At 71.7% G+C, this 13,356-nt stretch carries 15 protein-coding genes; 7 read left to right on the top strand and 8 right to left on the bottom strand.

Going from position 1 to position 13,356, the window contains the following annotated elements:
- Positions 1 to 3 precede the first annotated feature (3 nt).
- Both ABZX40_RS38740 and ABZX40_RS38735 read right to left on the bottom strand, forming a co-directional pair.
- Positions 4 to 1,791 (bottom strand): serine/threonine-protein kinase, encoded by a 1,788-nt coding sequence (locus ABZX40_RS38740; protein WP_355750031.1) that lies wholly within the window; start codon positions 1,789 to 1,791, stop codon positions 4 to 6.
- A 102-nt stretch (positions 1,792 to 1,893) separates the two neighbouring features.
- Positions 1,894 to 2,742: a menaquinone biosynthesis protein gene (locus tag ABZX40_RS38735; RefSeq protein WP_355750028.1), complete on the bottom strand. Its 849-nt coding sequence runs from the start codon at positions 2,740 to 2,742 to the stop codon at positions 1,894 to 1,896.
- Positions 2,743 to 3,063: 321 nt separating this feature from the next.
- On the opposite strand from ABZX40_RS38735, the gene ABZX40_RS38730 reads away from it, so the two are divergent.
- Positions 3,064 to 3,267, top strand: coding sequence for a cold-shock protein (locus ABZX40_RS38730; RefSeq protein ID WP_003992177.1), 204 nt, complete (start codon positions 3,064 to 3,066; stop codon positions 3,265 to 3,267).
- A gap of 166 nt (positions 3,268 to 3,433) precedes the next feature.
- On the opposite strand, the gene ABZX40_RS38725 is transcribed toward ABZX40_RS38730, so the two are convergent.
- Positions 3,434 to 4,009 (bottom strand): XRE family transcriptional regulator, encoded by a 576-nt coding sequence (locus ABZX40_RS38725; protein ID WP_355750024.1) that lies wholly within the window; start codon positions 4,007 to 4,009, stop codon positions 3,434 to 3,436.
- Between the two features lie 81 nt (positions 4,010 to 4,090).
- Here ABZX40_RS38725 and ABZX40_RS38720 point away from each other — a divergent pair, with 81 nt between their 5' ends.
- Positions 4,091 to 4,795, top strand: a complete 705-nt coding sequence (locus ABZX40_RS38720) for an AzlC family ABC transporter permease (RefSeq protein ID WP_355750022.1) — start codon at positions 4,091 to 4,093, stop codon at positions 4,793 to 4,795.
- Positions 4,792 to 5,106 carry an AzlD domain-containing protein gene (locus ABZX40_RS38715; RefSeq protein WP_355750019.1) on the top strand — a complete coding sequence of 105 codons (315 nt, stop codon included), beginning with the start codon at positions 4,792 to 4,794 and terminating at the stop codon, positions 5,104 to 5,106. The genes ABZX40_RS38720 and ABZX40_RS38715 overlap by 4 nt, the downstream gene beginning before the upstream one ends.
- A 59-nt stretch (positions 5,107 to 5,165) precedes the next feature.
- Here ABZX40_RS38715 and ABZX40_RS38710 read toward each other — a convergent pair whose 3' ends face one another.
- Positions 5,166 to 5,456: an ATP-binding protein gene (locus ABZX40_RS38710; RefSeq protein WP_355750016.1), complete on the bottom strand. Its 291-nt coding sequence runs from the start codon at positions 5,454 to 5,456 to the stop codon at positions 5,166 to 5,168.
- Between the two features lie 254 nt (positions 5,457 to 5,710).
- Here ABZX40_RS38710 and ABZX40_RS38705 point away from each other — a divergent pair, with 254 nt between their 5' ends.
- From ABZX40_RS38705 to ABZX40_RS38695, 3 genes are read left to right on the top strand one after another with little or no spacing between them, the layout of a single operon-like run.
- On the top strand, positions 5,711 to 6,562 hold the full coding sequence (locus tag ABZX40_RS38705; RefSeq protein ID WP_355750013.1) for a helix-turn-helix transcriptional regulator: 852 nt from the start codon (positions 5,711 to 5,713) through the stop codon (positions 6,560 to 6,562).
- Complete coding sequence (locus tag ABZX40_RS38700) at positions 6,559 to 6,813, top strand: DUF397 domain-containing protein (RefSeq protein ID WP_355750010.1); 255 nt, start codon at positions 6,559 to 6,561, stop codon at positions 6,811 to 6,813. The genes ABZX40_RS38705 and ABZX40_RS38700 overlap by 4 nt, the downstream gene beginning before the upstream one ends.
- Before the next feature lie 22 nt (positions 6,814 to 6,835).
- Positions 6,836 to 7,138: a DUF397 domain-containing protein gene (locus ABZX40_RS38695; protein ID WP_355750007.1), complete on the top strand. Its 303-nt coding sequence runs from the start codon at positions 6,836 to 6,838 to the stop codon at positions 7,136 to 7,138.
- Here ABZX40_RS38695 and ABZX40_RS38690 read toward each other — a convergent pair.
- Entirely contained in the window at positions 7,125 to 8,018 is an 894-nt protein-coding gene (locus tag ABZX40_RS38690) for a LysR family transcriptional regulator (protein ID WP_355750004.1), read from the bottom strand. The two genes, ABZX40_RS38695 and ABZX40_RS38690, sit on opposite strands and share 14 nt — an antisense overlap.
- 189 nt (positions 8,019 to 8,207) lie before the next feature.
- Here ABZX40_RS38690 and ABZX40_RS38685 point away from each other — a divergent pair, with 189 nt between their 5' ends.
- Positions 8,208 to 8,780 carry a DUF6817 domain-containing protein gene (locus ABZX40_RS38685; protein ID WP_355750001.1) on the top strand — a complete coding sequence of 191 codons (573 nt, stop codon included), beginning with the start codon at positions 8,208 to 8,210 and terminating at the stop codon, positions 8,778 to 8,780.
- Here ABZX40_RS38685 and ABZX40_RS38680 read toward each other — a convergent pair.
- From ABZX40_RS38680 to ABZX40_RS38670, 3 genes are all read right to left on the bottom strand, one after another.
- Positions 8,713 to 10,851, bottom strand: coding sequence for a tetratricopeptide repeat protein (locus ABZX40_RS38680; protein WP_355749998.1), 2,139 nt, complete (start codon positions 10,849 to 10,851; stop codon positions 8,713 to 8,715). The two genes, ABZX40_RS38685 and ABZX40_RS38680, sit on opposite strands and share 68 nt — an antisense overlap.
- Positions 10,851 to 11,225, bottom strand: a complete 375-nt coding sequence (locus tag ABZX40_RS38675) for a hypothetical protein (RefSeq protein WP_355749995.1) — start codon at positions 11,223 to 11,225, stop codon at positions 10,851 to 10,853. The genes ABZX40_RS38680 and ABZX40_RS38675 overlap by 1 nt, the downstream gene beginning before the upstream one ends.
- Positions 11,226 to 11,304: 79 nt before the next feature.
- Positions 11,305 to 13,257 carry an AMP-dependent synthetase/ligase gene (locus tag ABZX40_RS38670; protein WP_355749992.1) on the bottom strand — a complete coding sequence of 651 codons (1,953 nt, stop codon included), beginning with the start codon at positions 13,255 to 13,257 and terminating at the stop codon, positions 11,305 to 11,307.
- Between the last annotated feature and the right edge of the window lie 99 nt (positions 13,258 to 13,356).

The following is a 13,356-nucleotide window of genomic DNA, read 5'->3' as shown; positions in this document are numbered from 1 at the left end:
CGCCTACTCGACCTTCGTCAGACGGGCCGTCGGCAGGCCCGAGTCCTCGCTGTCCGAGGTGTAGGTGACGTCGTCGCCGGTGGGGGTGAGGGTGACCATGTGGGGGGTGCCGGAGCACTGGACGGGGTTGTCGTCCACGCCTTTCGCCTCCGCCACCACCTCGGTCGCGGAGGCCGACTTCAGGCTGAGCTCGTCCACGCAGACCCCGCCGAGCAGATCGGTCTGGCGCACCTCGCCCAGATCGCCGCCGATCTCCGCCTGCTTCAGGACCACCCGGAAGGTGCCCATGGGGATACCGCCCTGCGCGGAGCCCTGGCCCTCCCAGGTGCCGAGGTAGCGCTCCGGTACGCCGGACTCCGTCCCGGTGTCCGCCTCGGTCGGGCTGGGGGGCGCCGTCCCGCCCGACGGCGCTGTCGCGGCGCCGTCGTGGGAACCGCTGTCCTGGGAACCCTGGCCCGGCAGCAGCTCGAAGACGAAGAGCGAGCCGACGGTCACCGTGGCGAGCGCCGCCGCGACCCCGAGGGCGAGGGTGCAGCTGAGCCGACGGCCCCGCCCGACCGGCCCGGTGGTGGTACTCGCGGCAACGGAGAACGAGACCCGACCGGGACCGGTAGGCGGGGAGGGAGGGGAAGCCTCGGGAGTGGAGGACGGGCCCCCCGCCGCGAACGCCCCCGGAACCGCGTCCTGCGGCCCCGGCCCCGCCGTCGTCCCGGCCGCCGTCCCCCTCGTCGGCCCGACCGTCGCCCCCATCGTCGGCGCGGGCCCGAACTCCCCCGCCACCGCGCCACCGCTCCCCGCCCCCACACCGCCACTCCCCGCCCCCACGCCACCACCCCCCACCCCCACCGCCGGACTGCTGAACCCCACCGGCCCCGACGGCGCCGCGTCGCCCTCCCCCGCCTCCAGGTTCAGCAACTGCACGGCGCTGCGGCTGACCTGCTCCACCAGCGGGCCCGGCAGCCAGCCGCCCGCGACCAGCCGGGCCGCGCCCTCGGGAGCCAGCCGGGCGGCGATCTCGGCGGGGCGGGGCCGGGCCCCCGGGTCCTTCGCGAGGCACTCGGCGACGAGGGCGCCCAGCGTGCCGTCCAGCCCGGTCAGTTGCGGCTCCTCGTGCACCACCTTGTAGAGCAGCGCCGCCGAGGAGTCCCCGGTGAAGGGCGGCTCCCCGGTCGCCGCGTACGCCAGGACCGCGCCCAGCGAGAAGACGTCCGCCGCGCCGGTGACGCCCTTGCCGAGGATCTGCTCGGGGGCCATGTAGCCGGGGGAGCCGACGGAGACGCCGGTCGCGGTGAGGGACGCGGTGCCCTCCGTGGCGCGGGCGATGCCGAAGTCGATGAGGAGCGGGCCGTCGAGGGTGAGCAGGACGTTGGACGGTTTCACGTCCCGGTGCACCAGGCCCAGTTCGTGGACGGCGGTCAGCGCCTCGGCGAGGCCCGCGCCCAGGGTCCGCACGGAGTGCGCGGGCAGCGGGCCGACGGAGGCGACGGCCGAGGTCAGCGAGGGGCCCGCCGCATAGGCGGTGGCCACCCAGGGGACCGGGGCCCCGGGGTCGGCGTCCAGGACCGGCGCGGTCCACGCCCCGCCGACCCGCCGCGCGGCCTCCACCTCCCGGCGGAAGCGGGCGCGGAACTGCTCGTCCAGCGCGAAGTGCGGATGGACGATCTTCACGGCGACGGTACGGCCGCCCGCGCTGCGGCCGAGATAGACCCGGCCCATGCCGCCCGCCCCGAGCCGGCCGAGCAGCCGGTAGGGACCCATGACGGTCGGTTCATCGGCTCCGAGCGGCTGCATGGCGGCCTCTTCCCCCTGTGTGCCCGTACGCGCCTGCCGCCCGGAAGCGTATAAGCCGAGGAGCTGGTAAGCCCAGAAGCCGAGGGGCGGTGGTGCCCGGTGCTACGGCCGCAGCAGTTCCACCCTCGGGTCCGCCGGGGAGCCGTTCGCCGGGGCGATCCGGCGGGCGTACTCGGCGACGGCGGCGAGCTGCGGGGCGCCGAAGTGGAAGTCGAGGGTGGTGAAGTACCGCTCCAGGATCTCCGCGTCGAACGACTCCCAGCGGGCGGCCTGCTCGGCGACCTTGCCGACCTCCTGGCGGGACAGCTCCAGGGAGTCGAGGAACGCCTGGTGGACCTGGCGGGTCAGCTCGGGCTCGCGCTCCAGATAGTCGCGCCGGGCGGCCCAGACCGCGAAGACGAACGGCAGCCCGGTCCACTCCTTCCACATCGAGCCCAGGTCGTGCACGGCGAGGCCGTAGCGCGGTCCGTCGTGCAGCAGGGCCCGCAGGGCGGCGTCGCCGATGAGGACGGCGGCGTCGGCCTCCTGCATCATCAGGCTGAGGTCGGGCGGACAGCTGTAGTAGTCGGGTCGCACACCGTAACGGTCGGCCAGCAGGAGCTGGGCGAGGCGGACGGAGCTGCGGGAGGTGGAGCCGAGGGCGACCCGGGCGCCGTCCAGCCGGTCCAGGGGGACCTGGGAGACGATCACACAGGACATGACCGGACCGTCGCAGCCGACCGCGATATCGGGGAAGACGACCAGGTCGTCGGCGTGCTTCAGGAACTCGGCGACGGCGATGGGGCCGATGTCGAGATCACCGCGGACCAGTCGCTCGCTGAGTTTGTCCGGCGTGTCCTTGGTCAGCTCGAAGTCGAGGAGGGTGCCGGTGCGCGCGAGCCCCCAGTACAGGGGCAGGCAGTTGAGGAACTGGATGTGGCCGACGCGCGGCCGGGTGCGAGAATTGTCCACATCGCGAGGCTAGACCCTGGGTGGGCCGGGAACCGGCCTTGGGTGCCCGTGGGGCCGGAGCGGGGCGTGGTCCCCGCCGCGGCGCACGCGCGGGGCCCCGTTCAAACACCCGGATGGCGTGATCTTGACCTCTATTGCATTCCCGGGCCCGCGTGCTAGGCTCGCCGCAAGTTGCAGTTTGGTTTCCCTTGCAGTACAGAGCCTGCGGAGCATGTGACCGCGGGCTCTCGTCGTTCTTGGACTTATGGCAGTTGTGCAGAAACACATCTTCACACTTGCTGGTTCTGGAGCAGGGCAACCCTTTGGGCCCAAGGAGGGCTTATGGCTACCGGAACCGTGAAGTGGTTCAACGCCGAAAAGGGCTTTGGTTTCATCGCCCAGGAAGGCGGCGGCCCCGACGTCTTCGTCCACTACTCCGCGATCAACGCGAGCGGCTTCCGCTCCCTTGAGGAGAACCAGCAGGTGTCTTTCGACGTCACCCAGGGCCCGAAGGGCCCCCAGGCGGAGAACGTCACCCCGGTCTGACCGGTCTGATTCCCTCGGATCCAGGATCGATTAGCAGTACCCAAGGAGCCCCACGCCGCAAGGCGACCGGGGCTCCTGCCCTTTTCCCGGCCGGGCCGGGAGGCCCCCTCCACCCGGAGCGGGCCGGGGCGGGATGAATTCTCCGCGAATTCCCCCCGATCCCCTCTCAAACGTGCTGCATGACCAGGACGAACTTCGTCCCCGGCACCAGCGCCCGGTACGAATGGGCGATATCCCCCCGGTAGGTCATGTAGTCCCCGGGACCGAGTTCCTCCTCCGCGCCGAGCGGCCCCGCTTTCACCCGGCCGGCCGCCACCACGAGATGTTCCACGGTCCCCGGAATGTGCGGTTCCGACTCATGGGCGGCGCCGGGTTCGATCTGTACGTCGTAGAGATCGCGGCGGGCGCCGGGCGGGCTGGCCGAGAGCAGGGCGGCCGAGTAGCCGCCGAGCTGGCCGGACCGGGTCGTGGGTCCCTGGCCCGCGCGGATCACCCGGACGGCCGGAACGGGCGGTTCCACCAGCGCGCTGAACGGCACCCCGAGGGCCACGGCCAGCGCCCAGATGGTCTCCATGCTCGGATTGCCGCTCGCCGCCTCCAGCTGGCTGAGCGTGGACTTGGCGATTCCGGCGCGTTTCGCCAGCTCGGAGAGGGACAGCCCGACGCGGGTGCGCTCCCGGCGCAGGGCGGCGGCGAGCCAGTCGAGGGGGAGGCGGGGTGGGGGTGCGGTGTCGTCGCCCATGGGCGGCCATCCGTTCGTTCGCTGTGCCGGTCCATTCGTTCGCCTTGACGAACGCGGTCTCTGTTGTTCATTGTAGAGAACATGCGTTCGCTACTCCGAACACCGGCTTCGCTGCTCCCTGCCGCCGTCCCCAGGGATCTGGTCCGGGACGCCTCGCTGGTCTGGCTGGCCAGCGGGGTCGTCGGCGTGTCCTTCGGGGCGATCTCGGTGGCCGGGGGGCTGCCGGTGTGGGTGCCGGTGGTGATGTCGCTGGTGGTGTACGCGGGATCGGCGCAGTTCAGCGCGGTCGGGGTCCTGCTGGCGGGCGGGGGCCCGCTGGCCGCCGCGGCGACCGGCCTGCTCCTGAACACCCGCACGGTCGCCTTCGGGCTCGCGGTGGCGGACGTACTGGGCCGGGGCCGGGTGGCCCGGCTCCTCGGAGCGCATCTGGTGACCGACGAGACGGTGGCCTTCGCCCTCGCCCAGGAGGACCCGGCGCGACGCCGGGCCGCGTTCTGGATCTCCGGGCTGGGCCTGTTCGCGGTCTGGAACGTCGGGGTCCTGGGCGGCGCCCTGGCGGGCAGCGCGCTGGGCGACACGGCCCGCTTCGGCCTGGACGCCGCCTTCCCCGCCGTGCTGGTGGCCCTGGTCCTGCCGACGCTGCGCAAGGACCCGTCGGTGCGGCGGGCGGCGCTGGCCGGGGCGGCGGTCGCCCTCGCGGTGACCCCGCTGGTCCCGGCAGGCGTCCCGGTCCTGCTGGCCCTGGCGGGCCTCACCCTGCACCGCCGGGAGGCGGTACGGGCATGAACGCGACGGTGGCGATGATCCTGGCGCTGGCGGTCGGCACGTATGCCTTCCGGCTGGTCGGCCCGGTGCTGCACGGCCGGGTCGAACTGCCGGGTCGGCTACGGGAACTGCTGGCGGCCGGGGCGGTGGTGCTGCTGGTGGCCCTGCTGGCATCGGGGGCGCTGACCGAGGGCGGCGGTTTCGCCGGGTGGGCGCGTCCGGCGGGGGTGCTGGCGGGGGGTGTGCTGGCGTGGCGGGGGGCGCCGTTCGTGGTGGTGGTGCTGGGGGCGGCGGGGGTGACGGGGCTGCTGCGGTGGGTGGGGGTGGCGTGATCCGGGGGGAGCCGACCGTCGAGTGGGGGGACCGCTGGCGGTCGGCTCGGGAGGTCCGCTCAGGGAGCTTTGAGGGACACCTCGGCCCAGACCGTCTTGCCGATCTGCCGGTCCGCGACGCCCCACGCCAGGCTCAGCAGGGTGACGATGATCAGGCCCCGCCCGTTCTCGGCGTCCGCGTCGGTGACGAACCGGAGCTTGCGCTCGCCCCGGGGATCGCTCACCTCGATCCGCAGGATGTCCTCGGACGGCAGCAGCAGCCGCAGATTGCATCCTCGGCCCCGAACGTGACCGTGCGTGACGGCGTTGGAGGCGAGTTCGGCGACGATCTGTTGGGCGATTTCGTTCACTTCACTGCCCCTCGGGTACCCCCAGGCAGCGACCTGACGTTGTGTGATGTTTCGCGCGATGCGTGCGCCGAGGGGGGTGGCACTGAAGTGCCGGGAAAGTTGGGGGGTGGAGATTTCGGGGTTCATGTGACAGAGCGTGTCGGCTCGTCTCTACCCTGAACAGGGAAGGCGGGGCGACTGCCGTGTTCTGTACGGATGCGGTGTGCCCACTGTCGGCCGGTCGGCCGTGACCACAATGACGTGAGGACGGGCACATGACGGAGCGGGCGGAATTGCCACTGGAGGTCGCCGAGTCGGCCGCGCTGTTCGCAGCGGTCGGCACCGTACTGAAGCTGCTGCGGGAGCGGAAGGGCTTAACCCAGAAGCAGTTCGGGGAGACGGTCGGCTACGGGCCGGACGCGATCGGGGCGATGGAGCGCGGAGTGCGGGTGCCGCGCCCGGAGATGCTGGAGAAGGCGGACGAGATCCTCGGCGCCAACGGGATGCTGCGGAAGATGATTCCGGACGTCCATCAGGCGATCAAGCGGTCTCGGCTCCGGCATCCGGAGTGGTACCGGAACTATGCGGCGCTGGAGGCGGAGGCGGTTGAGCTGCACCACTACAGCAACCAGGTGGTGCAAGGGCTGCTCCAGACCGAGGACTACGCGCGCGCTGTCTTCACTCAACGACGCCCGTTCCTGACCGAGGAGATCATCGAGAAGCGCATCGCCGACCGGCTCTCCCGACAGGGAGTGTTTGAGGCACCGCCCGTTCCCGTCGTCAGCTACGTGCTCGAAGAGGTCGTTCTTGACCGGCCGATCGGTGGACGGGCGGTCTTTGCTGGGCAGTTGCAGCGACTCTTGAGCGTCGGCAGTATGCGAAACATCGAGATTCAGGTGATGCCAACGCGGGTTGAGGTACATCCCAACATGGATGGTGGCTTCAATCTGCTGACACCCAAGGACCATGGGCAAGTGGCATACACGGAAGTGCAGGGCTTCCCGCAGTTGATCACCGACCGGAACGAGGTCCGTAAGATCGTCGACCGCTATGGGATCATGCGGGCGCTGGCTCTGAACCCTATGGAGTCAGAGGTACTGATCAAGAAGAAGCTGGAGGAGCTATGAGCACCGAGGAACGGATCTGGTTCAAGTCCAGCTACAGCGGCGGTGAGGGCGGCGACTGCCTCGAAGCCGCCTACATCTGGCGCAAGTCGAGCTACAGCGGCGGCGAAGGCGGCGAGTGCATAGAGGTCGCCACCTGCCCCCACACCATCCACATCCGCGACTCCAAAAACCCCACCGGTCCCCAACTGGCTCTGTCGGCCGACGCCTGGAGCCAGTTCCTCACCCACAGCACAAGGCATCACGAGCGCTGACCTCGAAGAAGCCGGAGGAACCGTGAGCACCGAGGAACGGACCTGGTTCAAGTCCAGCTACAGCAGCGGTGCGGGCGGCGAATGCCTCGAAGTCTCCTTCACCTGGCGCAAGTCGAGCTACAGCGACGGTGAAGGCGGCGACTGCGTAGAGGTCGCCTACAACTGGCGCAAGTCGACCTACAGCGATGGGTCGGGCGGCGAGTGCGTAGAGATCGCCACCTGCCCCCACACCATCCACATCCGCGACTCCAAAAACCCCACCGGCCCCCAACTCGCTCTGTCGACCGACGCCTGGAGCCAGTTCCTACGGCTCACGGCACACTGACCGTCTCCGCGAATGCCCTCGCCAGCGGCGACAGCGCCGACCAGCGGCGTACTGCCCAACCGACCGTCAGCGGGGGCAACTCGGGGAGTGGAACCAGGCGTAGGTCCCCGGAGGGCACCGTGTCCGTGCCGTTGATGTGCAGGCGGGGCAGGGCGGGGACCACCGCCCTGCCCAAGCCCAGCTCGGCCAGCAGCAGCGCCGTGTCCCAGTCCGTCACACTCGTGTCGAACGAGAACCTCACCCCCAACTCCGCGCATCCCGCGTCCAGTTGCGCGGCGGATGTGGAGTTCGGTGGGAGTCGGATCAGGCGCAGGTCGGCGAGTTCCCGGACCTGGGCGTGGGGGCGGTCGGCGAGAGGGTCGTCCGCGCGGACGGCCAGGACCCACGGCAGATCGACCACCGCCCGTTGCTCTATCCCCCTGACCGGCGGTCCCAGCGTCACCCACGCCAGGTCCAGCTCGCTGTCCGTGAGCGCGTCGAAGCACGCCCGGCTGGACGGCTCCGTACGGAATTCGAGGCTGGCCTCGGGATAGCGCTGGCGGAAACTCACCACCGCGTCCGCCATGAAGTGCCGGACGGTCGTCGCACCCGTCGCGACCCGGACGGAACCCGTCTCGCCGTCGGCGAGTTCGCGGAGATTGCGCAGGGCCAGATCGAGGCCGGCGAGCCCTTCGGAGGCGGCGGTCTCCAGGATCTGACCGGCGCGCGTCGGGACGACCCCGCGCGGCTGGCGTTCCAGCAGGCTCACCCCCGTCTCCCGCTCCAGGCGTTTGACGTGCTGGCTCACCGCCGACTGGGTCACCCCGAACTGCCGGGCCACCGCGCTCAGACTGCCCGCCCGGCACACCGCGACGAAGATACGCAGATCCTCAAGAGTCATAACTCCAAGCTAACACTTGGGGATTGCGAGAAATTCTTAGGATTGACTTGGCGGAGTGGCCATTGGGACGATCGATCACCGGGGAGCCGGCCGCGCTCCCCAGGGCGGCAACCCGCTGTCCGTTCCTCGTACCCCGGGACCGGGCCGGGTGCCGACCCCACGACGAGCCGCGTCGGAAAGGGGACAACCGTGCCCTCCGTACAGCCGCGCAAAGGGACGACCGCACCGCCGCCGTCCACCCACACCCGTGCCGTGACGCTGCTCCGGCATCTGGGAGCGGAATCGATTCCGCATCCCGGCGGGACGTTGTACGCGCATCTCGACCGGGTGCATCTGAGGCTGGCGAGATGGCAGGCCCGGCCCGCGCTTCAGCTGGCCGGGTTCTGCCATGCGCTGTACGGGACGGACGGTTTCCCGAAGGCACTGCTGCCACTGGACCGGCGGGGTGCGATCGCCGCCGCGATCGGGGCGGAGGCGGAGGCGCTGGTGTATCTGTACGCGAGCTGCGACCGGGGGGCGACCTATCCGGGGCTGCCGGAGGGGCCGTTCCACGACCGGTTCACGGGCGTCGTACGGATGCCTCCGGCGGGGCGGCTGCGGGACTTCGCGGAGCTGACGGCCGCGAACGAGCTGGATCTCGCCACCCAGGACGAGGACTTCAGGGTGAGGTACGGGCGGGAGCTGCTCGCGTTGTTCAGCCGGATGCGTCCGTTGCTGGGGGACGCGGCCTGGGGGGACTGCCGGGCGGTTCTTCGGGGGTAGGGGGCTGGGGCGCGGCACGAAGGACGTCCAGGACGGTACGGACGCGGACGGTGTCGGGGTGATCGGCGCCGAGGACCCGCTCGTACTGGGCCAGTACCCGCTCGCTGAGGACGAGAGCATCCCGCGACCGCCCCGCGTCGCGATAGGTGACGGCGAGATTGTGGCGGGCGTGGAGGGTGTCGGGGTGGTCGGCACCCGACTTCCGCTCCCGATCCGCCAGCACCCGCTCACTCAGCTCCAGCGATTCCTGAATCCGCCCGACATTGCCCAGGGCGATGGCGAGATTGTGGCGGGCGGTGACGGTGTCAGGGTGGTCGGCACCCAGGATCCGTTCGCGATCCGTCACCACCCGCTCGCTCAGTTCCAGCGCATCCTCGAACCGCCCCGCGTCGCCGTAGGAGATGGCGAGATTCTGGCGGGCGGTGAGAGTGTCGGGATGGCCGACACCCAAGATCCGCTCCCAGTCCGGCAGCACCCGCTCACGAATGGCCAGCGCGTCCTGGATCCGTCCGGCGTCGTTGTAGGAGACGGCGAGATTGTGCAGGCCGACGAGCGTGTACGGGTGGTCGGGGCCGTGAATGTCGCTGCTGACGCGGACGATGATCTCGTCGATGCGCAGCGCCTGGGGATACAGACCCGCCTGGGTGAGGCTGTCGCTGGCCCGGAGGACGCACGGGTGGGGGCTCGGTCGCCACAGAGCCGGGCGGGTCGTCTCTTCGAGGTGGATCGCGTTCGCGCGGAGCAACGCGGCCACTTCGCGCTCCTCGTGCTCATGGCGGGGCCACAGGTCCATGATCGCGTCGGCGGCGGCACGGGCGACGGCGGGCACGGCATCCGGCGCCATCGACTCCCGTACCGCCCGCGCGGTCAGGGCGTGCATCCGTAGCGGCGCCCCGGTCGTGTCCTGCGCGATCAGGGCGTAGATCCGCAGCCGCTCCAGTACGTCCAGCACCTCCGCCTCCGTGACGGCCGGTCGGTGCTTGCGCAGGCGGCGGCGCCGGGGCGGGCGGGCCGAGCGGAGGTGGGCCAGGGCCTTCGGCGTGGTCCACGCGTCGGCGGGGTGGCCGAGGGGGTCCATCAGGGAGATCAGCTGGAGCAAGGGGCGGGCCAGTCCGCTGCTGTCCGCCTCCTCGATCGCCTCCAGGGACAGCAGCAGGGAGACGGTCACCGGGCGCCCGTACCCTTCCGTGTCCGCGCTCGGCGGCAGCAGATCCGCCAGTCGGTTCCTCGCGGCGTCCCGCAACAGCGCGAGATAGTCCGCCATCACCACCCGTTTGTTGATCAGATACGCGGCGGCATGCCCGAGGGCCAGCGGCAGATGCCCCAGCGCCCCCGCCAGCTCCACCGCACAGCCCGGGTCGTGCAGATGGCCATGACCCGCGTCCGCCAGCCGCCGGTGGAAGTACGCCCGCGCCTCCGCGTCCGAGTACAGGCCCAGCCTGATCAACGCCCGGCCCGCCCCGCTGAGTTCCGCGTCGTCCCGGCGGCTCGTCGCCACCACCCAGCCGCGTCCGCCCCCGCTGTCCGGCCACCAGTCCCGTACGTCCGCCGGGTCGTCGATGTCGTCCAGCACCACCAGCCAGCGGCGCTCCGTCGCGGCCAGCCAGCGCAGCAGCAGGCGGGCCGCGCTGTCGTCGTCGTCCGGGGACAGGCCCGGGAGCTGCAACCGCCCCGCCGCCTCGGCGTACGCGCTGATCACCTGATCCGTGCTGGTCGCCCGCACCCACACCAGCACATCCAGCCCGGTCCCCTCCGCCCCTTCCGCCCGCTCCGCGTCCCGGGACTCCCGGGCCAGCGTCGCCGCCAACTGGCTCTTGCCCACCCCGCCGGTGCCGGACAGCACCACGTCCGCGCCCCTGCCCCGCGCCGACTCGACCTTCTTGCGGACCGCCGTCCTCGGCTGGAACGCCGCCGCCCTGCGCGGCACGTCCCCGACCCATACCGGCCACTCCACCGAAGGGCCCGGCTCCGGCGCCGGATGCATATGCAGGTCCCCGGCCACCTGCGTCACATCCCGGCCCGCCCGCGCCCCCTGACGCGCCCGCCGCTCCCCCGAGCCCCCCATCGCCATCAGCCTCGATCCCCACCGACCTGATCGATGTCCCCGGAACCGGAGCCGGAGCCATCGGAGCGCGCTCGTTGGCGTACGTCCGTCGGCCCGCCGGAACCCGCGCCGGAGGCCCTGGCCCCCGCGTTGCCGCCCGTCTGGCGGATCCGGCCCCCGCCGCGCGCCGACTGCCGTACCCGGCGCACCCCCGGGCCGCCCGCCTGCGCGGCCCACCAACTCAGCGCGGCCAGCGTCCCCGCCGCCGCCAGCCCGGCCACCGGGCCGATCACATCCCAGGGGTCGTCACCCCCCTCCACCAGCATCGCCCACGGCACCGCCACCACCGCGAACGCCGCCGCCGAACCCACCACCGCCACCAGCCACCGCACCGCCGTCATGGCCAACCCCCCGACCGTCCCCGCCTGTTGGACCGCCCATGCTGGCACGCCCGCCCCGGCGCGCGCCCCGCGAATCCCCTCACTCCCCGCCGTACATCTGCGCCACCACCGCCGAGAAGTCCCGCAGGATCTGTTCCCGGCGGACCTTCATGGTGGGGGTCAGATGGCCGCTCGTCTCCGTGAAATCGACCGGCAGGACCGTGAACCGGCGGATCGACTCCGGGCGGGAGACCAGCTTGTTGGCCTCGTCCACCGCGCGCTGGAGGACCGCGAGGAGTTCCTCGTCGTCGGCCAGGAGTTCCGGGGGGACGGGGTGCTTGCCGTTCATCCGGCGCCAGTGGGTGATGCCCTCGGCGTCGAGGGTGAGGAGGGCGGTGATGTAGGGGCGGCGGTCGCCGAGGACCAGGGCCTGGGAGATCAGGGGGTGGGTGCGGAGGTAGTGCTCCAGGGGGGCCGGGGCCGTGTTCTTGCCGCCCGCGGTGATGATGATCTCCTTCTTGCGGCCGGTGATGGTGAGATAGCCCTCGTCGTCCAAGCGGCCCAGGTCGCCGGTCGGGAACCAGCCGTCGGGGGACGCGGGGACGACCCCGCCCGCCGCCGGGTCCCAGTAGCCCCGGAAGACCGGGCCCCCGGCGAGGAGGATCTCGCCGTCCGCCGCGATCCTGACCCGGACCCCGGGCAGCGGCCAGCCGACCGTGCCCATCCGGGGGCGCAGCGGTGGCGTGAGCGTCGCCGCGCCCGTTGACTCGGTCAACCCGTACCCCTCGTAGATCTCCAGGCCGATGCCCGCGTAGAACGCCGAGATGTCCCGGCTGAGCGGGGAGCCGCCGCAGATCAGCTGGCGGACCCGGCCGCCGAGGGCGGCCCGGATCTTGCGGTAGACGAGCGGGTCGTAGAGCGCGCGGGCGGCTCGCAGGCCCTTCCCGGGGCCCTCGCCCGAGCCGTGCTGGGCGGACTCCAGGGCCTCCCCGTAGCGGCGGGCGACCCGGGCCGCGCGGTCGAAGGAACCGGCCCTGCCCCGGCGTTCGGCGGTGGCGCGGGCGCTGTGGAAGACCTTCTCCAGCATGTAGGGGATGGCGAGGAGGAAGGTCGGACGGAAACCGGCCAGGTCGGCGAGGAGATCCTCGGACTTGAGGCTGGGCGCGTGGCCGAGGCGGACCCGGGCGCGGACGCACGCGATGGCCACCATCCGGCCGAAGACATGGGAGAGGGGGAGGAAGAGGAGGGTGGCCGGTTCGTCGTGGTGGCGGGCCTTGAAGACCGGGTAGAGGAGTTCGATCGCGTTGTCGACCTCGGAGAGGAAGTTGCCGTGGGTGAGCGCGCAGCCCTTGGGGCGGCCGGTCGTGCCCGAGGTGTAGACGATCGTGGCGAGCGTGTCGGGGCCCAGCACCCCGCGCCGGACGTCGACCTCCGCGTCCGGCAGCGCCCGCCCCAGCTCCGCCAGCCGCTCGACATGCCCCTTGCCGATCGTCCACAGATGCTTCAGATCCGGCAGCTGCCCCAGCTGCGGGCCCAGCGCGGCGGCCTGCTCGGCGGTCTCGGTGAGCATCGCGACCGCACCCGAGTCCTGGAGGATCCAGCGCGTCTGGAAGACGGAGGACGTCGGGTACACCGGCACGCTCACCAGCCCGGCCGCCCACGCCGCGAAGTCCAGCAGCGTCCACTCGTACGACGTCCGGGACTGGAACGCGATCCGGTCCCCCGGGTTCAGCCCCTCCGCGATCAGCCCCTTGGCCACCTCCCGCACCTCGGCCGCGAACTCGGCCGCCGTGACATCCCGCCAGCTCCCGTCCGCCGTCCGCCGGCTGAGCACCCGGTGCTCCGGCGCGGCCGACGCGTTCTCGAACGGCAGATCGGCCAGCGACCCGTGCGACACCGCCGCCACCAGCGCCGGTACGGCCGCCTCCCGCACCTCCCCGTCCAGCCACCGCACCTCCGGCACCACGACCACCGGGCCGCCGTCGGGGTCGTAATCCTCGTAGGAGGGAGAAGGGGAAGGGGACGAGTGCGAGGACGAGTACGAGAGGGTCATGGCAGCTCCGTAAGTTGTTGGGTGGCCCGGGAGGGCCGGATGTGGCTGATGGTGGCTTGCCGTTTGTGGCTCCCCAGGAGTGGCCGTCCGGCTCTCCGG

Origin of the sequence: Streptomyces sp. NPDC004610, assembly GCF_040609715.1 — a bacterium.
GTDB lineage: Bacteria > Actinomycetota > Actinomycetes > Streptomycetales > Streptomycetaceae > Streptomyces.
This window is presented reverse-complemented; position numbering and strand designations above follow the sequence as displayed.

What these genes read in the sequence shown, in the direction of transcription:
- ABZX40_RS38675 (WP_355749995.1), bottom strand. Translation starts at nt 11,225, where the DNA reads ATGACGGCGGTGCGGTGGCTGGTGGCGGTGGTGGGTTCGGCGGCGGCG.
- ABZX40_RS38740 (WP_355750031.1), bottom strand. Translation starts at nt 1,791, where the DNA reads ATGCAGCCGCTCGGAGCCGATGAACCGACCGTCATGGGTCCCTACCGG.
- ABZX40_RS38700 (WP_355750010.1), top strand. Translation starts at nt 6,559, where the DNA reads ATGAGCACCGAGGAACGGATCTGGTTCAAGTCCAGCTACAGCGGCGGT.
- ABZX40_RS38670 (WP_355749992.1), bottom strand. Translation starts at nt 13,257, where the DNA reads ATGACCCTCTCGTACTCGTCCTCGCACTCGTCCCCTTCCCCTTCTCCC.
- ABZX40_RS38680 (WP_355749998.1), bottom strand. Translation starts at nt 10,851, where the DNA reads ATGGCGATGGGGGGCTCGGGGGAGCGGCGGGCGCGTCAGGGGGCGCGG.
- ABZX40_RS38690 (WP_355750004.1), bottom strand. Translation starts at nt 8,018, where the DNA reads ATGACTCTTGAGGATCTGCGTATCTTCGTCGCGGTGTGCCGGGCGGGC.
- ABZX40_RS38725 (WP_355750024.1), bottom strand. Translation starts at nt 4,009, where the DNA reads ATGGGCGACGACACCGCACCCCCACCCCGCCTCCCCCTCGACTGGCTC.
- ABZX40_RS38720 (WP_355750022.1), top strand. Translation starts at nt 4,091, where the DNA reads ATGCGTTCGCTACTCCGAACACCGGCTTCGCTGCTCCCTGCCGCCGTC.
- ABZX40_RS38715 (WP_355750019.1), top strand. Translation starts at nt 4,792, where the DNA reads ATGAACGCGACGGTGGCGATGATCCTGGCGCTGGCGGTCGGCACGTAT.
- ABZX40_RS38730 (WP_003992177.1), top strand. Translation starts at nt 3,064, where the DNA reads ATGGCTACCGGAACCGTGAAGTGGTTCAACGCCGAAAAGGGCTTTGGT.
- ABZX40_RS38705 (WP_355750013.1), top strand. Translation starts at nt 5,711, where the DNA reads ATGACGGAGCGGGCGGAATTGCCACTGGAGGTCGCCGAGTCGGCCGCG.